Source organism: Fodinibius salinus (assembly GCF_008124865.1).
GTDB lineage: Bacteria > Bacteroidota > Rhodothermia > Balneolales > Balneolaceae > Fodinibius > Fodinibius salinus.
Window position 1 is genome coordinate 151,164 of sequence record NZ_VNHY01000002.1, and the last position, 26,471, is coordinate 177,634.

A 26,471-nucleotide genomic window follows, 5' to 3' on the forward strand; every position below is an offset into this window, starting at 1 on the left:
GGTTAGTTCAAACTTTTTATAGCTTAATGTTCAGGCTGAATTCTTTTTCAGCCTGAACATTCATTACAAGCTTATAATGTGAAATTTATTTTCGAGCAGTGCAGGCATAAACATGGTGTTATTTTCGAAGTCGATAAAGAAATCAGCAGGTCCGCCCAATGGGGCACCCAGCTTGACTGAAGTAATTTCACCTGAACTTAGGTTTAGTTTTTTGATGCCCCCCTTCTTTTCAAAACCAACCCAATCTGAGAAATAAAGCATGCCATCGCGATATTGCGCACCGTCCAGTTGCCCTTTGTAATCGCCGATTACTTCATGGGAAAGCGGATCGAGATTAATTCGGTAGATTGGACCATTCGGTTTGTTATCGTCCCCAAATCCTACGCAATACAGCGTCATATTATCTTCAGATAAAGTCAGCCCATTAGGCCCCTTCATAGCCGGCAGGTCTAGTAATTGATAGGAATTTTGTCCAACGTTTATGCGGATGATTTTGCCTGCATTGCTGTCGCTGACGAATAGCGTTTCCGGAGCTTTGGCTACGATATCATTAAGGAACTTCGCCTCCGAAATAGTTAACTCAAACACCCTGTTACCAGAATCCAAGTCAAATCCCAGTATTCGGTCGATGTCGGTTACATATAAGGTGTTGTTAATAACCGTTACTCCCTTTGGTGCATTGAGCGAATCATCTTTCGGCAAAAAGTGAAGCTTCTCAATGTCGCCGTTCTTCTTTACCTTGCTGATAAATCCATCTCCATCTTTAGCTGTGGATTGCCCTTGGGCTCCTATGTTACTCACATAAAAATGAGTTTCTGTAGCGACTACACTTTCGGGATAGGAAAACACATCCAGTGTCTGAGAAATGGATTGTGCTTTCAAATTGCCGATCAGGGCCAGTAATAATCCAGTAGCGATCAGAATGACTAACCTTTTCATCGCATAAAGTTTTAGTTGGAATTTATGTCTGTAAAAAAATAGATAAATATACTCAGAGAAAATATTTTCTACGATTCAAATTCTGTGTTTGACTGTTCAAGCTGAAATTGTTTGGGAGTGACACCAAAATATTCTTTAAAGGACTGAATAAAATGGGAAAGATTCTCAAAACCTACATCAAAACAGATTTGGGATACATTTTTTCGACTTGAGTGAAGCAGAAACTTTCCCTCTTCTAGCCTCTTTTGCTTAATCCACTTGCCGGGTGTAGTACCAAACTCTTCTTTAAAACGCCGTTTGAATGTGGACAGACTATATCCGGCCAAAAACGCAAATTGTTCCAGGCTTAGATTTTCTTTGTAATGTAGGTTCATTACATCCCCAAGCTGCTGGGCCGGATTGGTACTTAGTTGACTTAAAAGTCCTTTAAACGAATGACCGTTATCAGAATTAGCCAAGAGTAAAAAAAGTTCTCTTAGTTTCAGGTTGGCAATATCCGGTGAATCGGCCCATGAAGAATCCTCAAAGTAGATCGACAGGCTGTTCAAAAAAGTTGTAAGGCCTGTAGTTGCTTTGAATTTAGAAAGATTAATATTATTGGAATCCTGTTGAGAGATCAGCTTGGAATGATCCCTTGAAAACCGATGGGCAACTTCATCAGAAAAAAAGAACAAGTAGCTTCTGTACTGCTCTTGTTTGCCAAACTTTTCTGACAACAGGTATCGCCCCTTACGCAGAAAAAATCCCTCTCCCTGCCCAATAGTAATTTGTTGCTTTTTCCCCAACACTTCTTTGTATCCGCTGGAGACAAAAACAATCAGGTTGTGATTGAGTCGGGTATTAACCCTTTCTATTTCTTGATTCTGGTGATAAGCCATAATCCTTACCCCATCATCCTGAATGCTGTCATGGGGAGAATCATCAAAAAGTTGGGGAACGTTAAATGTCACCATCTGGATTCACTTTTTGTAATTTTTATTAAACTATTAAAGATGGTAGTATTTGCACAGAATCATACAACGACCTCATTGCTGTTTTACAAAATGTCTCGTTCCGTATTCTATATAAAACTCATTCACTCTTTCCTGTTTGTCCTGATCGGCATCTGTACTATCTATGTTTTTATTACTGCTACTTTTGGTCACATCACCAATCTTACGTGGATTGCCTTTGGCATTGCCATAGTAGAATTACTAGCATTAATGCTCAACGGCTGGCGGTGCCCCCTCACTGATCTGGCCGAACAGCAAGGTGCCGAAGTAGGATCAGTAGCAGATTTATTTCTACCCAAATTAATTTCTGATCATTTGTTCACTATCTTTGGAATCCTGTTTGGCATAACATGCCTTCTTTTACTTTGGCGTACGACCGTTTAATGTTAAAAAAAATCACATTGTATTAAATGTAATGTGAATAAAAACATCAAATGAAGATGAGAAAAAGCTTTATATCTGCTGCATCAATTATCCTTTGGATAGCAGTAATAATAACTCAAGCGAATGCCCAGCAAAATGCTTCTATATCCGGCTTTGTAACTGATGAAAAAACCGGAGAACCCCTGCCCGGTGCCACAGTACAAATTGCAAGTACTACCACAGGCGACGCTACCGATAAAAACGGCTATTACAAAATTAGTAATATTTCGACCGGTACATATACAGTAAGAGTAAGTTTTGTAGGGTATCAACCTCAAACAAAATATAATGTTGTCGTTAAATCAGGGAGTAATCCAGACATCAATTTCAGCTTAAAACCGATAGTTCAAGAATTAGATAATATTACGATCTCCCCCGATCCTTATCAAAAACCAGCCGAAAATCCCCTCTCACGCAAAGAGTTGTCTCAGGTTCAGATAACTTCCTATCCCGGAGGCAATAATGATATCGCCAAAGTAGTACAATCTCTGCCCGGAGTATCGAGCTCAGTAGGCAGCTTTCGAAACGACATTATCATTCGGGGCGGAGGGCCAAGTGAAAATGTATACTATCTGGACGGCATCGAAATTCCGGTTATCAATCATTTTGCCACGCAGGGCAGTGCCGGCGGACCGGTAGGCCTGCTCAATGTCTCTTTTTTTGAAAACGTTAACCTAAGCACCAGTTCGTTCCCTGCTCGCTATGGCAATGTACTTTCGGGCGTATTACAGTTTGATCAGCGTAATGGCAATGCCCAAAATATAGCAGCCAACACACGCATAGGAGCCAGTGAAGCGGCCTTAACGGTTGAAGGCCCACTCTTTAAAGATGATGACGAAACGTATTCGAATACCACCTTTATCGCATCGGTCAGGCGCTCATATCTACAACTGCTGTTTCAGCTTATTGATCTGCCCTTTTTACCAGATTACTGGGATTACCAGTACAAACTTAACCACAAAATCAGTAACACTGATGAAATTAATATCACCGGGGTGGGATCTATCGATGATTTTCGTATTAATAAACCCGATAATATAACGGCTGAGCAACAAGCCACGCTCGATAAAATTCCAATCATTAAGCAAAATAGTACCACTCATGGTATTAGCTGGAAACACCGATTCGAGAACTACGATGGATTTCTGGAAACCAGCCTTAGCACCAGTATTTTTAATAATGATTTGCGTCGATATCGCGACAATGAAAACAAGCAGGGACTACTGCAAAGTACCAATTCTCGCGAATGGCTTTCAACACTAAGAAGCAGGTATAATCACTTTATTGGTAAGTGGAAGCTGGCCGGCGGCATAGAAACCAAAAGAGTAAGCTACTCGGCACGAACCTTTCGATCACGAAACAATGTGAATTTCAATACTGACTTTAATTTTCTACGATATGGATTGTTCAGTCAGATTTCGACCGAATGGAATACCCGGTTGTCAACTTCACTGGGCATTCGGGCTGATGCCAATACCTTTACAAAGTCGAGCACTCTTTGGGAAACTATTTCTCCCCGGATCGCACTCTCTTTTGACCTGGATCCCAATAACCAATGGACCGTTAATGCCTCGGCAGGACGGTATTATAAACTTCCTCCAGCCACGCTTTTAGGATATCAGAACGGCGGAAGTTTTGTAAATAAAAATGTAGAATATATCCGTAGTGATCACTATGTAGCAGGAGTTTCATACCAGCCGCGCCAATCAACACAGTTTTCATTAGAAGGGTTTTTAAAGCAATACAGTGACTATCCGGTTTCGGTAACAGATAGCGTATCACTTGCTAATTTGGGCACTAATTTTGATGTCTTTGGTAATGAAAATGTCCAAAGTATAGGCCGGGGGCGAGCCTATGGTTTTGAGTTTACCTATCAGCAGAAGCTGCAAGATAACTTCTATACAATATTAGCCTACACACTCTACTGGAGCAAGTTTTCCGGACTAAATAATAACCAATATCTCCCCTCTGTATGGGATAATCGTCATCTGCTAACATTTACCGGAGGCTATAAACTGAAACAGAATTGGGAAATTGGGACACGACTTCGGATTTCCGGCGGCTCGCCCTACGCTTCTATTAACCGTTCCGCAACAGAAAATCAATATCCTATCCTGGTATTTGACTATTCAACATTAGACTCTAACCGGCTTGATCCCTTTATATCACTCGACATTCGCGTGGATAAAAAATGGAATTTTAGAAAATGGGCCCTGAATGTTTACTTAGAGGTCACCAATATATTAGGAAGCGAAATTCCCACACCCCCTGAATACGGCCTAAAAAGAAATCAAAGCGGAGATCCTGTATCCCCCAATCAATTAGTCCAGATAATGGCTCCAGATAACAGCGCTGCCTTGCCAACTCTGGGTATTGTCATAGATATTTAATACTAAAGCTGTCTTTTATTTCTAAATATATATCTTATATATACACATGAAAGATCTCGAAAATTTAGAAAAAGAAATCTTAACTATCAGTGTGGTCAAAGCCAATCTTTATGGCTTGCTATTTATGCTGCCCGTTGCCTTTATATTTGGATATCCCTTTTACCTTTTACACGGGAGACTAAGCATTTCGGAATGGGGCACATCAAACATTATTATGTTCTTAACTGCTGTGGTAGTCGGCGTTATTGTTCATGAGTTACTTCATGGAATCACCTGGGCCCGATTTTCCAGTAAGGGATTCGAGTCAATAAAGTTTGGTGTGATGTGGAAGATGCTGACCCCCTACTGTCACTGTAAGGAACCGTTAACCGTACGCAGCTACCTTTGGGGGGCTGTTGTGCCCGCTATCGCTCTGGGATTTCTACCCGCACTGGCTGCCATCATCATTGGCAGTACAGGACTGCTTTATTTTGGGACTTTCTTTACTATTGCCGCCATCGGAGATTTTATGATCATTTACCTGCTTCGCAACGAAAATAAGGATGATTGGGTGCAAGACCACCCCTCAAAAGCAGGCTGCATTATTTATCGCGAAACCACGGTCGACTAATTTAAAAATAGAGAGCATCATGAAATTTCAGCTTATAACACTTTTCCTTCAATATTGCTTAAAAAGACGCTAAAAGCTTTCTTTTATTAACCAACTAGTTACTTAAATTAGGGACATAAAGACCCAAATATTTTGATCTAACCCCATTTATTAAGATCTTTGAGCGCTGTTTACTGAACACCAAAAGCAGCGTTTATATATGAATTTTCAATAACTTAATCTGAGTACCAATGGCCAAAGTAGAAGTAGAAATGCCCCAGATGGGCGAATCGGTAATGGAAGGCACCGTCATCGAGTGGACCAAAAATGTTGGCGACGAAGTAGAAGAAGATGAAACGCTACTTGAAATTGCCACCGATAAGGTGGATACCGAAGTACCCTCTCCACAAGCCGGAACGCTCGTAGAAACACTAGCAGGAGAAGGTGATACCATAGAAGTAGGGCAGGTCATTGCCGTCATCGAAACCGATGCTGACGCAGTTGACACTTCCGGCGGAGACAGCGGAGAATCAGAAACTGAAACACAGCAACAAGAAACCGAAGAGACTACTCAACAAGAACCGGTCCAGGCCCAGGAAACTGCTGATACACTTTCAGGAGATGACGATGAAGGTGAACGTATTGAAGTTCAGATGCCTCAGATGGGTGAATCTGTCATGGAAGGCACGGTCATTGAATGGACCAAGAACGTAGGCGACGAGGTTGAAGAAGATGAAACATTGCTTGAAATTTCGACGGACAAGGTAGATTCTGAAGTTCCGTCACCACAGGCTGGAACACTTGTAGAAATTCTTGCCGAAGAAGGAGAAACAATTGAGGTAGGCCAAACTATTGCCATCCTTACTACAGGAGAAGCCCCTTCCGGCAGTTCGACTTCTGCAAGCACTTCCCAAACTCAGACTAAAGATAAGGAAGAAACCACCACTTCAACTCCATCACAAGAAACACAATCGCAGCCGGCGACTGCTTCTGGCAGTACTAATGGCGCGCCCTCCGGTAGCACAGAACCACAACGTATCGGAAGCGACGGTCGCTTTTACTCTCCGCTGGTTCGCTCTATTGCCAGTGAGGAAGGAATTTCACAAGAAGAATTGGAAAGCATTGAGGGATCCGGACAGGGCGGACGCGTTTCGAAGGAAGATATTTTAGGTTACCTCGAAGATCGCAAAGCAGGTAAAACACAACCTGCTCAACCGGCGGCACAGCAATCCGACGAACTCAGCAAACCGACAACGAAAAAATCGTCTCCTGCCCAAAGCGAAGAGCGATCTATCTCGGCCGGTGAGCTTGATCTCGATCGTCCATCTCAAAATGTGGAGCGCATCAAGATGGATCGTATGCGTAAGACCATTGCCGAGCACATGATTCGGTCCAAGCAAACCTCGGCGCATGTCACCACATTCTCTGAAGTAGACGTCACCAAGTTGGTACGCTGGCGCGAAGAAAATAAAGACGAGTTTAAGGAAAGAGCCGGCGTAAAATTGACGTATACGCCACTGTTTCTCGAAAAAATCATACAGGCGATGCGCGAATTTCCGCTGATCAACAGCTCAGTGGACACTGATAATGATGAGATCATTCTGAAGCGCGACATCAACTTTGGACTGGCCGTTGCACTGGGAGAAGGCGGCAAAGGCGGACTGATCGTTCCAGTCATCAAACAGGCACAAAATAAAAACCTGGTGGGACTGGCCAATTCTGTTAACGATCTGGCTATCAAGGCACGCAATAAAAATCTAAATCCCGATGACTTAGTTGGCGGTACCATTACGCTAACAAACTATGGTAGCGTAGGCAACCTGATGGGTACGCCAATCATCAATCAGCCGCAAGTCGCTATTATGGGAACCGGCGTCATTGAAAAACGTCCGGTTGTCCGCGAAACCCCCGAGGGTGATGTAATCGCCATCCGCCACATGATGTATCTCTCTATGAGTTACGATCACCGCATTATTGACGGTGCACACGGCGGGGCCTTCCTCAACCGCGTAAAAGAACTGCTTGAAGACTTTGATCCCGACCGAGCGGTATAATAGGTGTAATAAATACGGATGAAGCGGATTTGCTAGATAATCACAGCGGAGAAGGTATGTTCAAATGCTTTTCTGCGGACAATCCGCACAATCCGTTAACTCTGTGTTCGATATATGGAAGCTATTGACAACATTGATGACATTCGAACCAAGGTTCGATCTTTAAAAAAACAGGAAAAGTCTGTTGCGTTTGTCCCTACCATGGGCGCCCTTCACGAAGGACATCTTTCACTTTTTCGCCTTGCCCAGCAACATGCCGATGAGGTGGTTGTTTCCATTTACGTAAATCCTGAGCAGTTTGGCCCCGATGAGGATTTTGATGAATACCCCCGTGAATTGGAAAATGATCTTGCCAAATGCGAAGAAGAAGGCATCGCAGCCGTATTTGCTCCCTCGGATACCCTTATGTATCCCGGTGAGCAGTTGTTGAGTATCCACATTGATGAACTTAACAAATACATGGACGGCGGATCACGTCCCGGCTTCTTCGAGGGAATTTTGCTTATCGTTAATAAGTTATTCAATATCATCGGACCGGATATCGCTGTCTTTGGCCAAAAGGATATTCAGCAGTTTCGCATTCTACAACAGATGGTTAAAGAGTTTAACCATGATATTGAACTTATAATGGGTCCTATACAACGGGCCAATGATGGACTGGCGCTAAGCAGCCGTAATGCATATCTGGATGACCAGCAACGCAAGCTGGCTCCCGGTCTTTATCGTTCTCTGCAATATGTAGCCAAGCAAATTAAGGAAGGAGCACAAAACGTAGAATTACTGCTTGACCATCAAAAAGATGAATTGCAAGCAAAAGGATTCAAAATTGATTATGTTAACTTGTTTTCGTTTGAGAAAGTAGCTCCCGTTACAGACCCGAAAGGCAACAATAAATATATTTTAGGCGGAGCCGTTTACCTAGGCGAAACACGTTTAATAGATAATATTATTATTGAAAAATAGCCGTACAACTATGAAGCTGACGATGTTCAAATCGAAATTGCACCAAATGAAGGTAACTGAAGCCAATCTTCATTATGAGGGAAGCATTACTATTGACCAGCAACTGCTTGATGAAGCGGAGATCCTTCCCTACGAAAAAGTGCAAATCGTAAATATCACCAACGGAGCCCGTCTTGAAACATACACGATTCCTGGAGAAGCAGGTTCGCGCGTCTGTTGCTTGAATGGAGCTGCCGCTCGCAAGACAGAAGTCGGGGATCGCATTATCATTATTTCATATGCGGAGATGTCGCCCGAGGATGCCGAAGCCCACAAACCTAAGGTGGTTATTGTAGATGAGAATAACGATCCCAAAACCATTGTTGACGAAACCACGCATGGCGATCAATATGACTTAAATAATGGCACACTGAGCAATCAAAAGCTGGACCAAGACGTTTAGCTTCCCATAAAGTTACCCCTCCTCTATCACCGAAGCCTCAAGGGAGTGTATTCTTGTTGATTTGTTATTTTTTAGTTACCCTTTCAATTATAATATAATCAACGATACTAGATAGGTACTTTTCCTAGAAAAATCCCGGGATAACAAAACTACAAAGTAACATTCCTCAGAGAGATTATACTCAAATATCAAGCGAATACATTATTTGATAGCACCTCTTAACCATGAAAATATTTAAGACTACGCTTCCGCTTACCCTCCTTTTCCTGCTCGTTTTTTACACCTTTGGCTGTAATATGGATCAACCAGAAAAGAACAGGGTTGATAACCATATTTTTGATAAAGCTGGAATTATCAGCACTTCAGATAAACCTAAGTTTGAATGGCTGCTTGACCTGATACAAAAAGAATCAGGTATCGATATAAAGTGCCTCTTCCTAAAGACAATAAGACATACTACGGTTGAAGAGGTAGCCGTAAACAAAATGGATGAATATGGGATAGGCGGCAAAGGGAAGAAGCAACGAGGAATTCTTTTCCTATTCGTATTAGATAAGCAAAAACTCAGAATAGAAGTAGGCTATGGACTTGAGGCATACTTGCCAGATATATTTGTTGGTTATCTAATTAGAAATCATGCTGATGCTTTTTTTGAGGCTTCTAACCCAAGCCTGGGGTTAAGACTCTTAATTCGTATTCTTCAACACAGGATCCGTGAAGCTGCCTTAAACAAAAAGTATGACCCGAGTATACTAGAAAATGGAGTAAAGTTACCACATTTATCAGGCGGCGCCGGGGCATCAAAAAAAGTCGGGACGGACGGTTCGGACCAACCATTTATGGATGATCAGTATGACAATGAAGATAAAAAACAATTTGTAGCTACTAACACAGTAAAAGGGACTTTCAATAATTACATTGCCTGGCTTTATGGTCGCAAGTTTGATCCAGATGTGGACCTTTTTACGAAAGACAGCATACCAGTTTTAAACAACCTCCCCATGACACCGGCTTATTTTGACTATATCCTCATGATGGTTGTGGGAAATCAACATAAAATCATCAAGCGTGAGGATTTAGCTATCCTCTATTTCACCGATGATCCGTTGGCTACACCATTATTCTTTAATAAAATAGATGGAAAATGGCGAATGAATATAGTAGCTGAAATAAGGAATAGTCAAAACCATGTCGGTGGGGTTTACTCATGGGCATTTAATACTGATAGCAAGGGTGAGTTTACGACTACATTTAACGATTTACTTGTCAACATAAGGGGTTATCACCGTTTTAAAGATGGCGACAACAGAGAACTTCCTGTACAAGTTGATATTCAAAAGAATTCCTAGCCTCCAAAAACAACAGGAATCTTTGAAATACTTCGACTATAGTATTTAGCCTTTAAAAAGTTAATTACAGTTCAAAAAAAGAGAAGATGAAGAAAAAAATACTTAGCGTTATTGGTGCTATTTGGGGAGCAGGAATTATCATTAACTGGTTTCTTTCCAATCCCTCTAATGGGAATACTGCATATGAATCCGGGCAAATCGGTGCCGTATTGATTGGAGCCTTTTTACTTATTTTCAGTATCTACTCCTATTTTAAAGAACCTAAAGATTCTTCTTAAACCAACAGAGATAAAAACAACCATTTTGCTAATCTCACTAAGCTATCCCAAGCATCCACGCTTGAGATAGCAGAGTGATATGTCCGGCAATATTTCTAGCTGTGCTCAGGAAGTAGCTCAAAGAACTTCGCCGAGGTGCGAATACCGCGGTAGAAATCCTTCAGCGCAAACTTTTCGTTGGGAGAATGAATGGCATCACTGTTGAGACCAAAACCCATCAAAATAGATTGGGCGCCTAGCACTTTCTGGAAGTCAGCCACAATCGGAATAGAACCACCTTCTCGGGTAAACAGCGGCTCTATGCCATAAACTTCTTCAAAAGCATCAGCCGCAGCCTGCAGTCCATAAAAAGAAAGATCCGTAATGGCCGGATGACCGCCGTGATGTTCAGTAACCTCCACACTCACCGTATCTGGCGCCAGTGATTCAACATGTTTTTTAAACAGCTTGGCAATTTTCTTAGGGTCCTGGTCAGGCACCAATCGCATACTCACTTTTGCACCCGCCTTGGCCGGCAGCACCGTCTTAGCACCTTCTCCCTGGTAGCCGCTCCACATGCCATTTACATCCAAGGTGGGACGCGCCGAAGTGCGCTCCAGTGTATTATATCCTTTTTCACCTTTCAAGGCCGCAAGACCCAGCTTTTCTTTGTATTCTTCTTCATCAAACGGCAGCTGGCGATAGGTTTCGCGATCATCTTCAGAAAGCTCAATCACATCATCATAAAAACCATCAATCTGGATAACGCCGTCTTCATCTTTAAGCTGAGAAATAATATCAGAAAGTACATTAGCAGGATTATCAACCGCACCACCGTAAACACCGGAGTGCAAATCACGATTGGGGCCCTGGATTTCCACCTCCATGTAAGCCAACCCGCGCAATCCATAGGTGATAGAGGGTGTATCTTCGGCAAACATGGCGGTATCAGAAATCAGTACCATGTCGCATTCCAGTAGATCTTTATGTTCTTCGATAAAAGGCACCAAATGAGGGGAACCAATTTCTTCTTCACCCTCAAAGATAAATTTAATATTGACTGGGAAATCAGTATCCGACCTCAGGTACGACTCCAGCGCTTTTACATGAGTAAAAGACTGGCCTTTATCATCACTGGCACCTCGGGCATAAATATCTCCTTCGCGCATCGTGGGCTCAAAGGGCGGGGTCTCCCAGAGATCCATGGGATCGGGCGGCTGCACGTCATAGTGACCGTAAACCAATACCGTGGGTTTAGACTCATCAGTAATCAGTTCTCCATAGGCAATAGGATTACCGTCAGTCTCAAAAAGCTCGGTACGGTCCAAATCAAGCGACGATAATTTATCAAGGATATAATTGGCTGCATCTTTGACATCATTTTTATAATCAGAATCGGTACTGATGCTGGGAATGCGCAGAAAATCAAAAAGTTCTGCTTTAAAGCGTTCTTTATTCGAATCTATATAATCAGAAACGTTAGACATAGTAAGTTTTTATATTATCATTGCATATTTCGTATTGCGTATAACGAATGATACGCATTACGAATTATGCATAGCTGATGTCAAAGTGTACGAATATCACTGCTTTGAATCCATCCATACAGGCCGTTACTCATTCGCACATACGACCATTGGTTGACCTTTCGACTACGATGGTGATCCACAGTAAAAGTATAGCCCTCAAAAGATTGACTGATCAACGAAGCATCTTGCTGTGGATTTTCAAGCACTGGCGCCTGTTCGGTGACCATCACCGCTTTACTATATCTATTGTCTACATAATCAGTGTAAAAACTACAGCTGATCAAGAGCAGCGAAACGACCACCGTGGATAAACCAAAAATACGCAATAGTCCGGGATACCATTCCACAAACCAGCGAACCACATAAAGAATAACACCAATATTCAATAAGAGGATACCTATCAGCAAAATATTGGAAGCTCCAATATTATGGCGAAGCCAATCCACAGCCACATTCCAGGGAAATTTAGGCAGTACCGCCGACTGCCGGCTAAACCTCGATTCTACAAATTGCAACCCTTCTTTAGCCTCTGACTCAGTTTCTTCAAAACGCGATGCCTTCAGCAAATAATACTTGGCTTTGCCGAGAGAGTCCACCCGCTCATAGGCAACACCCATATTCAAAAATAGCGCCCCAGAGACAGTATTGTCATCTTCCAGCTGCTTATACAACGATAGTGCCTTGCTGTAATTGGCAGACTGCAACTGCTGGTTAGCACGATCGAACACAGCTTGCGGCTGCTGACTTTTTGCAACGCTGACACACCCCAAAAAGAACACAGCTGACAAAAAAATATTAGAAAAGAAACGCGATCGAGCTACCATTATAATACTTTTTTCAATTTTTCGAGCGTACTTTCGGCCAGACCTACATGCGATTTCAAATATGCATGCGAACTGTCGGGAGCATAACTAATAGATGCGCATTTATCCAATAGCATACGTACATTTTTAATAAGATTTTGATCTACATTATTGTCCGCAAGCGCATCAACATAATCTGCATTAGAGAGACCGGCCTGCGGCAAATTGAGGCGATCACTTATAAATCCGGTAAGTGCTTTTTGCAGCATATTATACGCTTCTTTGATATTACCATTTTTGGATCTGCTGATAGCTTCCTGTAGTCGATCATGCGCCTTTTCGGTTGCTTGTTGCGAACGGGCAAAAGCTTGATCAGTATTCATTTTTTCGATATATGACTTTTGCCAGTAACCGACTCCAAAAATAATTAACGGGAACAGCCCCCCAACCCAAAACCACCAGCTACTAACCAAAGTTACTGAAGTAGGTGTAATCCATGATGCAAGTCCGGTAACAGGCCGTACAGGAAACTCTTGCTGACTATTTGATGCTACTGCAGCATCGGGATTAGCAGCCACTTCAAAGTTAATTTCTGACAGTGTTGTGGTAATATATTTATTTTGTGAAGGGTTAAAGTATGAAACCTTATGAGCCGGAATGGTATAGCTGCCGGGAGATCGTGCAATCACGACATCAGTAAATGTCTTGCGTCCGCTAATTTTATGATCTTTGCGATCGAGTGTGGAATTTTGCTGTGGCTCATACACTTCCAGTCCGTCAGGCAGCTGGTATTCAGGCTTAGTTATCAGCGGGATATTGCCGGTTCCCTCAATCCGGGTAGTTAGCTCAACGGTCTCTCCAACCTTTGTGCTGTTGGTATTTATAAAACGAGAAATATTAAAAAATCCGACTGCTCCCAAGTAATTACTATCGTCCGCATCAGGAACAGATTTAACAGTCAACTTAAGCGGATCGCTGCTTAACTCAACCTTACGCCTATTGCCTGAACCGAAGAAACTACTAAATGGATTGCCACTGCCTCTCCCTGACTGTACGGACACAATAATTTCATAGGGACTAATTTCTAGTTCTCCCGCCTTAGTGGGGAAAAGAGAAAACTGCAGCAGTCGCGCTTTGCGATAACGGACACCGTCAATTACAGTTGAAGAGGCTTGGGGACGACTTGCATTCTTAAGTTCTTCCTTCCAAAAACCTTCAGCCTTCCAGCCCGGCACCGGTTGATAAGAACTAACTTCCAGCCCATCCTTAAAAAAGAGAATAACATCAGCTATAATTTGCTGTCCCGTAACGGGTTTCTGATCAGAAACCTCCATCTTCAGAAAAATTTCCGGCTGACCAGAACTGCCCGACTCCGCCGCTTTATTACGATCAATAATTTCAATATCAATGGGATCAGTCTGATACGTGTTACCATCAATGGTTATACTGGCCGAGGGAATTTGATACGCACCTTTATTCTGCGCCGTCAAATAGTAGGTATAGGTATAACTGGTACTGCTTTGTCCATTTACATAGCTGTAACTTCGAGAAGTAGAAGGAGTATTGCTGAGCAGGCGCACCCCCTCAAATTCGGGCAACTGTGGGCGGGATACATCATTAAAGTTACCACTTATTTTTACTGAAAACTTAACACGTTCTCCGTGATAAATGGTCGTTTGTGAAACACTGGCACTCACCGACACCGAAGACTGAGCATGCGCCGAGTCAAAAATTGCTCCTAACAGACAGAGCCCGAAAAGAAATATCCCAAACCGTTTACCAATCCTTCTCATTCTTACTCTTGCTGGACTTTGATTTCTTTTTCTTAAACTGTTGCAACAACTTCTTTTCTTTTTGCTCAAGAGCCTTCAAAATCTTTTCTGCCTCTGCCTGACTTACCTTCTGTGGCTGTTTTTGTTGCTTTTTCTGTTTCTGGTTCTCTTGTTTTTGCTTATTCTGCTGCTGCTTCTGTTTATTTTGCTGTTGCTTATTCTTCTGATTCTTTTTCTGTTGGTCCTTATTCTGTTCTTGCTGGTCCTTCTTTTGCTGATCCTTATTTTGTTGTTGGTTCTTCTTGTTCTGATTCTTTTTATTCTTCTGATTATCCTGCTTTTTCTTGAGGGCCAGCTCAAAATTATGCTTGGCATCGCTGTCGGCATTCATATGGCGCAACGACTGCTTATAATACTCTGATGCTTTTTCCCATTTTTTATCCTTAGCTAATACATTGCCAATGTTATAATTAGCCCGCGCCTTATCCTTCGGACCATCAACCATTGTTTTATATTGCTCAAAGGTACGAATAGCTTCTTCGGATTTACCTGCCTTGGCCTGTGCATTAGCTAGATTAAAAAATAGTTTTGCATTCTTGGGATTGGCATCTATTGCCTTTTTATAAAGGGTTATTGCTTCTTCATAATTGGCGTTTTCATAAGCTTCATTAGCCTTTCGCGCATTATCAGAAACAGCACCAGTCAACAAAAAGGCAATAAACAAGATTAAAAAATATCTCATACTATTCTGTAATTTTAAGTTTGCCTAATATAACGAGCAAAAGCCGCTGAAGATTGTAGCCATTAATCCATGTTTTCGGCAATTTCCAGCGTTTTTTTATCCATTTTCATATTTGTAAACACATTTGATACGTCATCATTATCTTCAAACTTTTCCATCAGTTTAAAGTTCGATTCAGCCACATTCGGCTCCACGGCTACATCCGTCATGGGAATGCGAATAAGTTCGGCCGACTCAATATCATACTCCATCTCTTCAAGCTCTTCACGTACGTCGTACATGCTTTCACGACTAGTCGTCACGTTAAAAAACTCACCTTCAGTATCAATTTCTTCGGCCCCGGCATCTATAGCATTAAGCATAAATTCTTCCTCATCATGATCATCACTTTTAACGCGAATCATTCCTTTTTGTTCAAAAAGATAATCCACCGATCCATCGGTACCCAAATTACCACCATGTGTTGAAAAAATGTGCCGTATATCACCTACAGTTCTGTTGTAATTATTGGTCGTCACCTCAATAAAATAGGCAATACCTCCTGGACCGTATCCCTCGTAGGTAGCATCTTCGTATTTTCCGTCTCCTTCATCAAGTTCACCCGTTCCCTTTTTTATGGCACGCTCTATATTATCCTTGGGAACGTTGTCACTTTTGGCATTGTCAATAGCCGTATCCAGACGGGGATTCATCTCTGGATCGCCACCACCTTCACGAGCTGCTACCGTAATTTCACGCAGGTGTTTATTAAATAACTTATTCCGCTTTTTGTCTTCTTTGGCCTTTTTATGCTTAATATTTGACCACTTGGAATGACCCGCCATAATGAAAATACTTTGTTTTAAGTGTATGGTAAAAATACTGTATTTTCAGCAATAATCTACAAGCACATAAGCTTAAATATAACAGATAACAACCGTTGCACCTAATAGCCTGCAATGGAAATGAGAATGGAATTTATTTTGTTAGCTAGCGTAGAGAACTATCTTTTCAGCCAATTTATTTACTGATATAATGAATATAGGAATTGTTTGTTACCCCACTTTTGGAGGAAGCGGCGTCGTTGCCACTGAACTAGCCAAGGGCCTGGCCGAACGCGATCATAATGTACACGTTTTAAGCTACGACCGTCCTGCACGGCTGGATACGTTCCGGACCAATATTTCGTATCATGAAGTGAACATGAATACCTATCCACTGTTTGAATATCCTCCCTATGATTTGGCTCTGGCTAACCAGATGGCAAATTTGATTGAGTATGAGGATATTGATGTACTGCACGTTCATTATGCTATTCCCCACGCCACCAGTGCTTATCTGGCTAAACAGATTCTGGGTGACAAGGCAACCGACGTTCCTTTGATTACCACTCTCCACGGTACTGATATTACAATTGTGGGTAGCGATCCCAGCTACAAAAGTATAGTTGATTTTTCCATCAATCAGAGTGACGGCGTTACGGCAGTATCTAAATATCTACGGGATGAAACTTACGACCGCTTCGACATCAAAAAAGAAATCGCCGTCATCCCCAACTTTATTGATTTAGAGCGTTTTCAACGATCGGATAAAGAGCACTTCCGCAAAGCCATAAGTCCCGATGATGAAAAAATCATTGTTCATGTCTCCAACTTCCGCGAGGTTAAGCGCGTACCCGATGTAGTATCTGTTTTTGATCATGTATTAAAAAACGACATCAAGGCCAAGTTACTGCTTGTAGGTGACGGACCCGATCGCAATCGTGCCGAGCGACGATGCCGCGAGCTGGGAGTTTGCGACCAGGTTCGCTTTCTAGGCAAACAGGACCAGGTAGAAGAAGTGCTTTCTATTGCAGATCTGTTCCTTATTCCCTCTGGTTCAGAAACATTTGGCTTGGCAGCTTTGGAAGCTATGAGCTGCAGCGTGCCGGTAATCAGCTCGAATATTGGTGGATTGCCGGAAGTAAACATTCACGGCGAAACAGGTTTTCTTTGCGATCTGGGTGATATTGATGAGATGGGACAATATGCAGTAGATATCCTTTCGGATGAGGATCTTCACAAACGAATAGCAAAAAATGCTCGTAAGCAGGCTGAAAAGTTTGAGATGAGTAAGGTCATCACACAGTACGAAGAATATTACAAGCAATGCCGCGCTGAAATAACAGAACAGACGGGCTGATCCATCGCTTCATCATTTTTCAACTTGTAATAATAATACTTGTGATGTTTAATGCTCTGTATACTTTGAAAATACTATTCGAACGGTCATTACTTTATTCGTAATAGACAACCTTAACAATTCTTCAAACCCTCTTCATAATTTTCACTTGAATGGACTATTCTGAATCCTCCCCTCCGCTGCGTGCCTTAGCCTATATCATTTTCGGCGCTGCGATGGTGAGTTTTACTTCTGTACTGGTAGAAGTAGCACATGTTGGTGCCACGGCTACTGCCTTCTATCGGATGTTTTTCGGTGGCATTATTCTATTCGGGATCACACTTGTTCGGGGTGACCGTATCTGGCTGGGCATTAAAAGTCTGGGAATCCCTTTACTATGTGCTTTCCTATTTAGCCTGGACCTGTTTTTTTGGCATCGTAGCATTAATTTTGTGGGGCCGGGACTAGCAACTATTCTCGGCAATATGCAGGTATTTTTTGTAGCCCTTTTTGCCGTTTGGTTTCTCAAAGAAAAGTTAGGCTGGCGATTGATGGTTGCGATCCCATTCGCCGTACTGGGATTATTTTTGATCGTACGCACTGGCTGGGGACAACAGGGGGGTGCCGTAAAATTAGGCGTACTCTATGGGTTACTTACAGCTCTTTCGTACGCACTGTACATACTTATCCTTCGTAAATCACAAACCACCGGACAAAAGCTGCAGTATTCCCTTATCCCCAACATGGCGTGGGTCAGCTTGCTATCTGCTTTATTGCTGGGCATCACTGTATTGGTCGAACCCCATGCACATTTTGTAATTCCTGACCTGCAAACCTGGGGTGCCTTAATAGGTCTCGGCATCATGGGACAAGTACTGGGCTGGGTATGCATCTCCAAGGGATTGCCCAAAGTAGATGCTTCGATAGGTGGACTGGCGCTGCTGTTACAACCAGCACTCGCTCTTATGTGGGATATCCTGTTTTTTGGTCGCCCCACAACTGCACTCGAATACGTGGGCGCGGCTGTTGTGTTGGGTGCTATTTATCTGGGATCTACAAAAAGTAAAAAAGGTGATTCCTGAGAAATAAATTCATGGGCTGATTTTCTCTCAATACCCTTTCATTGTAAATACCAATCCCGCTGTATCGCCACAACATGGCATAGTAACAAATAAAAAAGGCCTGCTAAGTTTTGAATTTTAGCAGGCCTGGAAACAAAATACTATTCAGTTTATGATGCCGGTGCTAGTACATTTGACACTTCTGCCGCCGCATCCTTAAGCAATACTGCCGAGATTACATTTAGATCAGAATTATCGATAATCTCTTTGGCTTCTTCGGCGTTGGTACCTTGCAAGCGAACAATAATAGGTACATCATCCACTTTTTGTGCAATTTCAGGATCTTTAACTGCCTCAATTACACCGTTGGCTACGCGATCGCAGCGAACGATACCGCCAAAAATGTTAATTAGGATAGCCTGTACATTTTCATCTTCCAGAATAATGCGAAATCCATTTTTCACTGTTTCGGCATTGGCACTCCCGCCTACATCCAGGAAGTTAGCCGGCTCACCGCCCGAAAGCTTAATGATATCCATCGTAGCCATCGCAAGTCCGGCACCATTGACCATACAGCCTACGTTGCCGTCCAAATTCACGTAATTCAAGCCAAACTCGGAAGCTTCCAGCTCAACAGGGTTTTCTTCTGATTTATCCCGCAGCTTCTCAATATCGCTGTGTCGGTAAAGCGCATTGTCATCAAAAGTCATCTTGGCATCCAACGCCATCACATCACCACCGGGCGTAAGTACCAGCGGATTAATTTCGACAAGATTAGCATCCGTCTCCAGATAACAATTGTAAAGCGCCATAATAAACTTGACCGCTTTCTTAAAAGCATCGCCTTCAAGTCCCAACGCAAAGGCCAAATGCCGCGCTTGGTTATGTTGCAGATCCATACCCGGCTCTACCCATTCTTTGACAATCTTTTCAGGTGTCTCTTCGGCTACCGTTTCAATATCCATTCCTCCTTCGGTAGAGACCATAATCACGTTTTTGCTCTTCGCGCGATCAAGCAAAATGCCCAGGTAAAACTCTTGCTCAATTTCCACGCCGTCAGTTACGTAAATACGTTTAACTTTTTGTCCTTCTTCACCGGTCTGTTTAGTCACTAACACATCACCGAGCATTGATTCTGCAGCGTCACGGACTTCATCTATAGTATCGCAGAGAATAACGCCGCTGGCACCGCTGTTTTTCGTTTCGCCTTTCCCGCGCCCGCCGGCATGAATCTGTGCCTTAACCACAAAGAGGGTGGCGCCATTGGCCTTCATTTCTTCAGCAGCTTTAACGGCTTCATCGACTTCCGTAGTCGCAACACCAGCTGGAACCGGTACATTATAATCTTTTAAAATTTCTTTGGCCTGATACTCGTGAATTTTCATAACAACAATGCTGTAATTAGTAATTAGATCTAAACTCGAAATATGGGATACTATAAATCTATCCCTTCATAAACTATATGCAATAAATTTGAGCGGTTAATATAATAAATGAATGGCAAGAAATTCAGGCAATTACCAAATTATTTAATAGTCGAACCAATACTAAATATCACCGGCCACATTTATTGATAACACTTCAGCAATAATAATTTCATAGCCACTATACCAGCGTTCGTACTGCTGTTTAGCTTTTTGGTGTTTGGGATGCCGGGAAAATTCCTGCAGCTCTTCTCTGCTTTCCCAATAATATATAACCGACTGTGTATTGGTCTCAGGATCTTGCCACCATCGTTTCCCCAGGAATCCGGGACTGTCGTGAGCCGCTTCGTCTATTGCATCATTCAGGCACTCAAAATCATCATCCAGCTCCTTGGTACGAAAATTAAAGGTTGCCGAATATACTGGTGTATTTTCACTTTGAATCCGCTTTTTTAACTCTCGTATATTTGCTTCCATTTGTGACCTATGATTCTATTTTTTCCAAGGCATTTGATATCATCTCGGAAAGAACTTCCATATAGCGTTCTCCGAGGACTTCTTTCTTATTTTCTTTGAGCTGCTCCCACTGCCCACCAATTTCCTTAGCTCGCTCACTTCCTTTAGTTGTACATACAATTAGTGATTTTCTTCCCTCTGAGGATCGTTGAACCAGCTCCCGTTGCTCCAGCTTTTGCACTAAGCGACTAATAGTAGAAGGCTTTAGATATAGCTTTTGAGCAAGCATGCTCGGCTGTATATCAGGATGTTGATCTACCAGCATTAATATCAGGGCATGGGATACAGACAAACCAAACCGAGCAAACTGATCTTCAGCTTCAGAGCTCAGCTTACGAGCCAGCGCACCGGCCAAGAAAAAGATATTCTCATCTAGTATCGAATCTGATTGGTCTGTCATATCAACTATTTTGTTTGCACATACAAATAAAGTATAGCCTTTAAAAAACACTTATACAAACCAGTCAGAACTTGGCTTCCTGTCGCTTAGTTTACCACTCCGAGTCCCAAGAAATCATAAGAGGGGTCTAAAGCGTACATCTTGCTAACCCTATATCTCCACATCCCAAATGCGCTTGCAATAGTTTTTAATAGCCCGATCTGACGAAAAGTATCCCATATTGGCTATATTGATTATAGCCTTGCGGTTCCAATCGAACGAACTGCGATAATTATACTCAACCTCTCGCTGCTTCTGTATATACTGCCGATAATCAGCTAGTATCATAAAGTAATCACCCTGGTTTAGCAGTGCGTTAGTAATAGGATGAAAAAGATCGGGCTGATCAGGACTAAAATAACCGCCGTGAATTTGGTCAATAACCTTTTTGAGTTCCTCATCCGATTTATAAAACCGCTGCGGATCATATCCGCTGTCGCGCAGCTGTTGGATTTCATTAACTGTATGGCCAAAGATAAAGATATTATCCTTACCAACCTGTTCACGGATCTCAATATTAGCTCCGTCCAGCGTCCCAATAGTTAGTGCACCATTAAGGGCAAATTTCATATTTCCAGTTCCCGACGCTTCCATTCCCGCTGTGGATATCTGCTCAGAAAGATCAGCCGCCGGAATCATTTTTTCGGCCAGCGAGACGCTGTAATTTTGCAAAAAAAGCACTCTCAGCGTTGACCCAACTTCCGGGTCGTTATTAATAGTGTTAGCAACATTGTTGATCAGCTTAATATACAGCTGCGCCATTTTATAACCCGGAGCAGCTTTTCCGGCAAACAGCAGTACACGCGGCTCAATATCGGCTTCGGGATTTTCTTTAAGCCGATTGTAAAGCGTAATAGCATGCATCAAAGCCAGTAACTGGCGCTTGTACTCGTGAATCCGTTTAATATGGATATCAAAAATAGCATCCGGATCCACCGTAATATCCATAGTCTTCTTGATGTACCCGGCTAACGCTTTCTTATTCTGCAACTTAATTTCACTGAACAATTCTTGGAAAGATTCATCTTCTGCAAATTGCTCTACTTGATTTAGCTGATCTAAATCGGTAATCCACTCCTCTCCAATACGATCCGTAATTAAATCAGCCAGCGGACGATTACACTGACGAAGCCAGCGGCGGGGCGTAACGCCATTGGTAACGTTCGTAAATTTATTATCATAAATGTCGCTAAAATCACGAAAAATCGTCTCTTTCATGAGTCGGCTATGCAACTCAGAAACACCATTTACTTTCTGAGATCCGATAATGCCAAGATTCCCCATACGAATCATGGCGTCCTTCTCATCACTAATAATCCGCATGCGATCCTGCTTGCTTCCTTCACCGCCGGATATTTCAAGAGTATTCAAAAAACGACGATCGATTTCCCGGATAATCTGCGTATGCCGCGGCAATAGCTCCGACATCAGCGAAAGCGGCCACTTTTCAAGTGCTTCGGGCATAAGTGTATGGTTGGTGTAGTTGACCGTCTGGGTAACAATATCCCAGGCCGGTTCCCACTTCATACCTTCCTGATCCATCAGCACCCGCATCAGCTCGGGAATCGCCAAATTTGGATGGGTATCGTTGCACTGCACCGCCATTTGTTGTGGAATTTTACGTAAGTCGTCAAACTGTTTTTTAAACCGGTTCATGGCATCCTGCAGCGAGGCCGAAACTAAAAAATATTCCTGTTTTAACCGCAGCTCTTGCCCCTTAAACACTTTGTCATTGGGATATAGGACGCGCGAAATATTTTCTTCAAGTAGATTGTTCCGCACGGCATTAATATAGTCTCCTTGGTTAAAGCTTTTCAGGTCAAATCCTTTGTCGGAGGTTGCTTTCCAAAGTCGTAAGTTATTAACTACATCATTTCGAAAACCGGGGATGGGAGTATCATAGGCAAGGGCCGTAACAGTATCGGTATTTATCCAGCTAAAATGGGTGCGTCCATTTTCATCTTTGTGTGTGGTAGTTTCGCCGTAAAATTCTACCGGATACTTTTTCTTGGGACGCACGACGCTCCATGGATAACCATACTGCAGCCAAAGGTCCGGCTTTTCAACCTGCCAGCCATCTTTGATAGCCTGATCAAAAATACCATAATCGTAGCGGATGCCGTAGCCAAGTCCCGGTACCCCCAACGTAGCCATGGAGTCCAAAAAACAGGCGGCAAGACGTCCCAGCCCCCCGTTACCGAGACCGGCATCAACCTCGGCCTCACGCACTTTATCATAGTCTAATCCCAGATCTTCGATAGCATCAGCGGCCGCGTCCTGCAGCCCCAGATTAATGAGCATATTATCCATCAGACGGCCAATAAGATATTCCATCGATAGGTAATACACCCGCTTTGATTTATGCTGATAGTAATTTTGCTGGGTGTTTATCCACCGATCGTGCAACCGATCCATGACGGCCAGAACTACACTGCGATAGTGGTCCCACTCGGTTGAGGAAAATTTATCTTTGGCCAGCGTATAGTGCAGGTGCTGACGGATATCCTCCCGAAAGGAATCTATATCCATGCCGGTGCGGGGAGATATATTAGGATCTGTACTCATAGTTTTAGAACCGCAACGTGCGCAATAAAAGAATTAATGTCAAAATGGGGTTTATGTATCCTTTTACTCACCTTCGCATATCACCCAGTACCCTCTGCGACTATACTTTCTAAATAAAAAAGGCAGCCACCGTAAAGTGACCGCCCTTTATAATGTTACCTTACTATTTTACGGGTTGGGACACGTACCCCACTGTGGTTGAATACCACTATTACCGTCGAAACCGGCACCGTCATCAAATGCTGATGGTTTTGAACCGATCTGACTCACACACCAGCCACTGATGTCTTGGTCAAAATTGGTGGCATTTTCAAACATGCGCTTCATATCGGTCACATTGGATACGTCCCAACTGCTGAGGTCCTGGTTGAAGCTACTAGCTCCGCTAAACATCCTATACATACTGGTGACCGCCGACACCTCCCAATTGCTGATATCCCCGTTGAAGGCGGAAGCACCGGAAAATATACCTCCCATAGTTGTCACAGATGATACATCCCAGGTGCCTATATCTTGATTAAAAGAGCGCGCAAAGAAAAACATACCGGTCATATTTGTCACAGAGGAAACATCCCAACTGCTAATATCTTGGTTAAAAGAACTTGCACTGGTAAACATATTGGCCATATCAGTTACATTTCCAACATTCCAGTTGCTGAGGTCTCCATTAAAGTTGCTAGCATTCCTGAACATAAATTTCATGTCCGTCACAAGCGAAACGTCCCAACCACCGATATCTTGGTTAAAGCTACTGGCTCCTTTAAACATACTCCCCATATTAGTAACCCCCGACACGTCCCAACTGCCAATGTTGCCGTTAAAATTGCTGGCTCCATCAAATAAATTACTCATATCGGTGATTCCACTGGTGCAAGTAGTAGGCGCATTGGAAGGAGTGATCTGTCCCACACGTCGTTTAGTATAGGTGGTGCCACCGATCGTGCCGGTATCACCCACGCTGGCGTTCTCACACTTAATAGTCACTCCGTTGGAGGCTAGGTAAAATGCCGCTTGTCCAAATACGGCGGTCACTTGTTTGGGGGCGTCAATGGTGATCTGATCCGGGTTTGTGCTACCACTAAGATCATCCTGCCATTCGACAAACTCCCAGCCAGTGGCGGGATTTCCTGTCAATTCTACGACCGTGCCCGCCTCATAATTTTTAGCCTGTACTACGGTTTCATCAACGGCTCCACTACCCTGTGTCGTTATATCAAGCTTGTAGGTTTTTTTCTCAAATACAGCTGTCACCTGCTTTGCCTGGTCTATGGTAATCTGTGCCGGATTCTTGCTGCCGGTCATGTCCCCTTGCCACTTTACGAACTTCCAATCCGTATCGGGATTGGCGGTCAGCTCTACCACCGTGCCGGCCTCGTAATCGGTGGGCTTGGGGGAGACTACCTGCTCGTCCACGGTGCCCTGTCCGGTGGTATCCACGGTAAGGGCATACTGCTTTTTGGCAAAGATTGCCGTAATGGTTTTATCTGCGTCCATGGTCACCGACCCCGAAGCACTGCTTCCGCTGTAGTCCCCTTCCCAGTGGTCAAACCGCCACTGTGGGTTGGCGGTGGCGCTGATGGTGACGGTGGTGCCCTCATCGTAGGCGCTGTCGGCCGGGGCTACGCTGCCGCCCTGGCCGGGAGAGGCACTGAGCGTTAAAGTATGTTGTGGGGTCGAACCCGAAGAGCCGCAGCCGCCAAGCACCAAAAGCATGCCCAGGAATACAGCTATAAATTGTAACGATTTCATAATAGTAACGGTTTATTCATGATGATTGGTTAAAATATATTTGGAGCGGCTGAAACACTTGGCCCTCCACTAGTTTTATGCGTAAAAAATTGAGAAATAGGCCATTTTTTAGAAAAGAGAATATCCTCTCTTTAAAAAGTCCTGTGCGGGTCCAAAATTAATACCTAAGCCAAATGTGCAACTTGCTCTGCGGTTCGGTTTTTTAAATCGCAATGATTGCCTAAGCTCTAAAGGAGTTACACTACTGAAAATATGTCTCTGCGGGAGTGTATCTCCCATGTAACTACAATTCTAATCAACCCTTTCGATAAATGCCATAATCCGGTTCAAAACCGGGTTTGGTGAGACTACAGGGAAAATCCAGATCCAGTAAACGCTTATAAGCATCCGTGGCCACAAAATCTTGCTCAAAGATCCCAAAGACAGCGGAACCGCTGCCGGTCATAGAAGCATAAATAGCTCCAAACTCGTACATCTGATCTTTGAGATTTCCTGATACGTGCACCTGCGGAAAAACAGCCTGTTCCAGATCATTAAACAAAGTATAGCGCCACTCGTCCACAGGCGTTTCAGTAAGCGTTTTTTTGAGATCAAAATCAGGATCCGGGTCGGGTTGACAGTATTTATAAGCTTCCTTCGTATTACTTGATTCATTTGGAAAGCAAACTAAAATCGGAAGGTGAGGCTGAATATCGAGTTGCTCTATTTCATGACCAATGCCTTTACCGATGCCGGTCTCTCCTTTGATAAAGAAAGGGACATCAGCCCCAAGATCACGGCTCAGGTCAATAAGCTCATCATCGCTAAGCCCCATCTGTTCAATTTTGTTCAGCATCCGCAACGTAAGGGCGGCGTTACTGCTCCCACCACCAAGACCTGCGCCGGTAGGAATACGCTTTTCTACCCGAATCAAATAATTATGTTTTAGTCCTACATATCGATCAAGGGCGGCCACGGCTTTATTAATAAGGTTACTGCCGTCAGTGGGGATCTCCTCGTCGCTGAGCTCCAATTTCATCTCCGGAGCCTGCTTCACTTCGAAACGATCGCGCCAGTCTACAAAACAAAACCCGGTCTCTATATGATGGTACCCGGTGGACAGCCGTTCCAGTACGTGCAGTCCGAGGTTAATTTTCGCATAAGAATCTGCTATCCAAGTTTCATTACTCATAACATTCCAACATTTCTAAAATATATTACAGACTTACTTATCGAGCCCTGAAATCGATACTAAAACAAACTCAGCGTTTCGTTCAGGATAATACAGGTTGTCCCATACTATAGTAATCAACATTAGAAAACTAACATATGGTCAGCTATAGTAAATATTCATC

At 43.2% G+C, this 26,471-nt stretch carries 23 protein-coding genes; 10 read left to right on the forward strand and 13 right to left on the reverse strand.

Annotated elements, in window-relative coordinates:
• Positions 1-63 precede the first annotated feature (63 nt).
• Both LX73_RS05515 and LX73_RS05520 read right to left on the reverse strand, forming a co-directional pair.
• Positions 64-939: an NHL repeat-containing protein gene (locus LX73_RS05515; protein WP_148898490.1), complete on the reverse strand. Its 876-nt coding sequence runs from the start codon at positions 937-939 to the stop codon at positions 64-66.
• A gap of 68 nt (positions 940-1,007) precedes the next feature.
• Positions 1,008-1,892 carry a helix-turn-helix transcriptional regulator gene (locus tag LX73_RS05520; RefSeq protein ID WP_148898491.1) on the reverse strand — a complete coding sequence of 295 codons (885 nt, stop codon included), beginning with the start codon at positions 1,890-1,892 and terminating at the stop codon, positions 1,008-1,010.
• Between the two features lie 39 nt (positions 1,893-1,931).
• On the opposite strand from LX73_RS05520, the gene LX73_RS05525 reads away from it, so the two are divergent.
• From LX73_RS05525 to LX73_RS05560, 8 genes are all read left to right on the forward strand, one after another.
• On the forward strand, positions 1,932-2,315 hold the full coding sequence (locus LX73_RS05525; protein WP_148898492.1) for a hypothetical protein: 384 nt from the start codon (positions 1,932-1,934) through the stop codon (positions 2,313-2,315).
• A 56-nt stretch (positions 2,316-2,371) separates the two neighbouring features.
• Positions 2,372-4,744 (forward strand): TonB-dependent receptor, encoded by a 2,373-nt coding sequence (locus LX73_RS05530; RefSeq protein ID WP_246138172.1) that lies wholly within the window; start codon positions 2,372-2,374, stop codon positions 4,742-4,744.
• A 46-nt stretch (positions 4,745-4,790) separates the two neighbouring features.
• On the forward strand, positions 4,791-5,354 hold the full coding sequence (locus LX73_RS05535) for a DUF3267 domain-containing protein (protein ID WP_148898494.1): 564 nt from the start codon (positions 4,791-4,793) through the stop codon (positions 5,352-5,354).
• Between the two features lie 230 nt (positions 5,355-5,584).
• Positions 5,585-7,387, forward strand: coding sequence for a 2-oxoglutarate dehydrogenase, E2 component, dihydrolipoamide succinyltransferase (gene sucB / locus LX73_RS05540; RefSeq protein ID WP_148898495.1), 1,803 nt, complete (start codon positions 5,585-5,587; stop codon positions 7,385-7,387).
• Positions 7,388-7,501: 114 nt separating this feature from the next.
• Positions 7,502-8,350, forward strand: a complete 849-nt coding sequence (gene panC / locus LX73_RS05545; RefSeq protein WP_148898496.1) for a pantoate--beta-alanine ligase — start codon at positions 7,502-7,504, stop codon at positions 8,348-8,350.
• A 10-nt stretch (positions 8,351-8,360) separates the two neighbouring features.
• The gene (gene panD, locus LX73_RS05550) at positions 8,361-8,792 is read left to right on the forward strand and encodes an aspartate 1-decarboxylase (protein ID WP_148898497.1); all 432 of its coding nucleotides are present in this window, start codon (positions 8,361-8,363) and stop codon (positions 8,790-8,792) included.
• 296 nt (positions 8,793-9,088) lie between these two features.
• Positions 9,089-10,141 carry a TPM domain-containing protein gene (locus tag LX73_RS05555; RefSeq protein WP_170245596.1) on the forward strand — a complete coding sequence of 351 codons (1,053 nt, stop codon included), beginning with the start codon at positions 9,089-9,091 and terminating at the stop codon, positions 10,139-10,141.
• An 86-nt stretch (positions 10,142-10,227) separates the two neighbouring features.
• On the forward strand, positions 10,228-10,419 hold the full coding sequence (locus LX73_RS05560; protein WP_148898499.1) for a hypothetical protein: 192 nt from the start codon (positions 10,228-10,230) through the stop codon (positions 10,417-10,419).
• 95 nt (positions 10,420-10,514) lie between these two features.
• Here LX73_RS05560 and LX73_RS05565 read toward each other — a convergent pair whose 3' ends face one another.
• From LX73_RS05565 to LX73_RS05585, 5 genes are all read right to left on the reverse strand, one after another.
• Positions 10,515-11,885: a dipeptidase gene (locus LX73_RS05565; RefSeq protein WP_148898500.1), complete on the reverse strand. Its 1,371-nt coding sequence runs from the start codon at positions 11,883-11,885 to the stop codon at positions 10,515-10,517.
• Positions 11,886-11,965: 80 nt separating this feature from the next.
• On the reverse strand, positions 11,966-12,751 hold the full coding sequence (locus tag LX73_RS05570) for a tetratricopeptide repeat protein (protein ID WP_148898501.1): 786 nt from the start codon (positions 12,749-12,751) through the stop codon (positions 11,966-11,968).
• A complete protein-coding gene (locus LX73_RS05575) occupies positions 12,751-14,523 on the reverse strand; it encodes a BatD family protein (RefSeq protein WP_148898502.1) in 1,773 nt (590 codons plus the stop codon). Before LX73_RS05575 ends, LX73_RS05570 begins: the two co-directional genes overlap by 1 nt.
• Positions 14,507-15,244 (reverse strand): tetratricopeptide repeat protein, encoded by a 738-nt coding sequence (locus tag LX73_RS05580; protein ID WP_148898503.1) that lies wholly within the window; start codon positions 15,242-15,244, stop codon positions 14,507-14,509. Before LX73_RS05580 ends, LX73_RS05575 begins: the two co-directional genes overlap by 17 nt.
• 62 nt (positions 15,245-15,306) lie before the next feature.
• On the reverse strand, positions 15,307-16,068 hold the full coding sequence (locus LX73_RS05585) for a YebC/PmpR family DNA-binding transcriptional regulator (protein ID WP_148898504.1): 762 nt from the start codon (positions 16,066-16,068) through the stop codon (positions 15,307-15,309).
• A 190-nt stretch (positions 16,069-16,258) separates the two neighbouring features.
• On the opposite strand from LX73_RS05585, the gene bshA reads away from it, so the two are divergent.
• Together bshA and LX73_RS05595 are read left to right on the forward strand one after the other, a co-directional pair.
• Positions 16,259-17,404, forward strand: coding sequence for an N-acetyl-alpha-D-glucosaminyl L-malate synthase BshA (gene bshA, locus LX73_RS05590; RefSeq protein WP_148898505.1), 1,146 nt, complete (start codon positions 16,259-16,261; stop codon positions 17,402-17,404).
• Between the two features lie 152 nt (positions 17,405-17,556).
• Positions 17,557-18,465: a DMT family transporter gene (locus LX73_RS05595; protein ID WP_148898506.1), complete on the forward strand. Its 909-nt coding sequence runs from the start codon at positions 17,557-17,559 to the stop codon at positions 18,463-18,465.
• Positions 18,466-18,614: 149 nt separating this feature from the next.
• Here LX73_RS05595 and sucC read toward each other — a convergent pair whose 3' ends face one another.
• From sucC to ispE, 6 genes are all read right to left on the reverse strand, one after another.
• A complete protein-coding gene (gene sucC, locus LX73_RS05600; protein WP_148898507.1) occupies positions 18,615-19,829 on the reverse strand; it encodes an ADP-forming succinate--CoA ligase subunit beta in 1,215 nt (404 codons plus the stop codon).
• 162 nt (positions 19,830-19,991) lie between these two features.
• Positions 19,992-20,345, reverse strand: a complete 354-nt coding sequence (locus LX73_RS05605; RefSeq protein WP_148898508.1) for an antibiotic biosynthesis monooxygenase family protein — start codon at positions 20,343-20,345, stop codon at positions 19,992-19,994.
• 7 nt (positions 20,346-20,352) lie between these two features.
• Positions 20,353-20,784 (reverse strand): MarR family winged helix-turn-helix transcriptional regulator, encoded by a 432-nt coding sequence (locus LX73_RS05610; RefSeq protein WP_148898509.1) that lies wholly within the window; start codon positions 20,782-20,784, stop codon positions 20,353-20,355.
• 150 nt (positions 20,785-20,934) lie between these two features.
• A complete protein-coding gene (locus tag LX73_RS05615; protein ID WP_148898510.1) occupies positions 20,935-23,388 on the reverse strand; it encodes a glycogen/starch/alpha-glucan phosphorylase in 2,454 nt (817 codons plus the stop codon).
• Positions 23,389-23,556: 168 nt separating this feature from the next.
• Positions 23,557-25,137, reverse strand: a complete 1,581-nt coding sequence (locus LX73_RS05620) for a BspA family leucine-rich repeat surface protein (RefSeq protein ID WP_148898511.1) — start codon at positions 25,135-25,137, stop codon at positions 23,557-23,559.
• A gap of 295 nt (positions 25,138-25,432) precedes the next feature.
• A complete protein-coding gene (gene ispE, locus LX73_RS05625; RefSeq protein ID WP_148898512.1) occupies positions 25,433-26,308 on the reverse strand; it encodes a 4-(cytidine 5'-diphospho)-2-C-methyl-D-erythritol kinase in 876 nt (291 codons plus the stop codon).
• Between the last annotated feature and the right edge of the window lie 163 nt (positions 26,309-26,471).

Bases quoted from the DNA above. Each gene is read 5' to 3' on its own strand.
- LX73_RS05515 (WP_148898490.1), bottom strand. From the start codon at position 939: ATGAAAAGGTTAGTCATTCTGATCGCTACTGGATTATTACTGGCCCTG.
- LX73_RS05520 (WP_148898491.1), bottom strand. From the start codon at position 1,892: ATGGTGACATTTAACGTTCCCCAACTTTTTGATGATTCTCCCCATGAC.
- LX73_RS05525 (WP_148898492.1), top strand. From the start codon at position 1,932: ATGGTAGTATTTGCACAGAATCATACAACGACCTCATTGCTGTTTTAC.
- LX73_RS05530 (WP_246138172.1), top strand. From the start codon at position 2,372: ATGAGAAAAAGCTTTATATCTGCTGCATCAATTATCCTTTGGATAGCA.
- LX73_RS05535 (WP_148898494.1), top strand. From the start codon at position 4,791: ATGAAAGATCTCGAAAATTTAGAAAAAGAAATCTTAACTATCAGTGTG.
- sucB (WP_148898495.1), top strand. From the start codon at position 5,585: ATGGCCAAAGTAGAAGTAGAAATGCCCCAGATGGGCGAATCGGTAATG.
- panC (WP_148898496.1), top strand. From the start codon at position 7,502: ATGGAAGCTATTGACAACATTGATGACATTCGAACCAAGGTTCGATCT.
- panD (WP_148898497.1), top strand. From the start codon at position 8,361: ATGAAGCTGACGATGTTCAAATCGAAATTGCACCAAATGAAGGTAACT.
- LX73_RS05555 (WP_170245596.1), top strand. From the start codon at position 9,089: ATGGATCAACCAGAAAAGAACAGGGTTGATAACCATATTTTTGATAAA.
- LX73_RS05560 (WP_148898499.1), top strand. From the start codon at position 10,228: ATGAAGAAAAAAATACTTAGCGTTATTGGTGCTATTTGGGGAGCAGGA.
- LX73_RS05565 (WP_148898500.1), bottom strand. From the start codon at position 11,885: ATGTCTAACGTTTCTGATTATATAGATTCGAATAAAGAACGCTTTAAA.
- LX73_RS05570 (WP_148898501.1), bottom strand. From the start codon at position 12,751: ATGGTAGCTCGATCGCGTTTCTTTTCTAATATTTTTTTGTCAGCTGTG.
- LX73_RS05575 (WP_148898502.1), bottom strand. From the start codon at position 14,523: ATGAGAAGGATTGGTAAACGGTTTGGGATATTTCTTTTCGGGCTCTGT.
- LX73_RS05580 (WP_148898503.1), bottom strand. From the start codon at position 15,244: ATGAGATATTTTTTAATCTTGTTTATTGCCTTTTTGTTGACTGGTGCT.
- LX73_RS05585 (WP_148898504.1), bottom strand. From the start codon at position 16,068: ATGGCGGGTCATTCCAAGTGGTCAAATATTAAGCATAAAAAGGCCAAA.
- bshA (WP_148898505.1), top strand. From the start codon at position 16,259: ATGAATATAGGAATTGTTTGTTACCCCACTTTTGGAGGAAGCGGCGTC.
- LX73_RS05595 (WP_148898506.1), top strand. From the start codon at position 17,557: ATGGACTATTCTGAATCCTCCCCTCCGCTGCGTGCCTTAGCCTATATC.
- sucC (WP_148898507.1), bottom strand. From the start codon at position 19,829: ATGAAAATTCACGAGTATCAGGCCAAAGAAATTTTAAAAGATTATAAT.
- LX73_RS05605 (WP_148898508.1), bottom strand. From the start codon at position 20,345: ATGGAAGCAAATATACGAGAGTTAAAAAAGCGGATTCAAAGTGAAAAT.
- LX73_RS05610 (WP_148898509.1), bottom strand. From the start codon at position 20,784: ATGACAGACCAATCAGATTCGATACTAGATGAGAATATCTTTTTCTTG.
- LX73_RS05615 (WP_148898510.1), bottom strand. From the start codon at position 23,388: ATGAGTACAGATCCTAATATATCTCCCCGCACCGGCATGGATATAGAT.
- LX73_RS05620 (WP_148898511.1), bottom strand. From the start codon at position 25,137: ATGAAATCGTTACAATTTATAGCTGTATTCCTGGGCATGCTTTTGGTG.
- ispE (WP_148898512.1), bottom strand. From the start codon at position 26,308: ATGAGTAATGAAACTTGGATAGCAGATTCTTATGCGAAAATTAACCTC.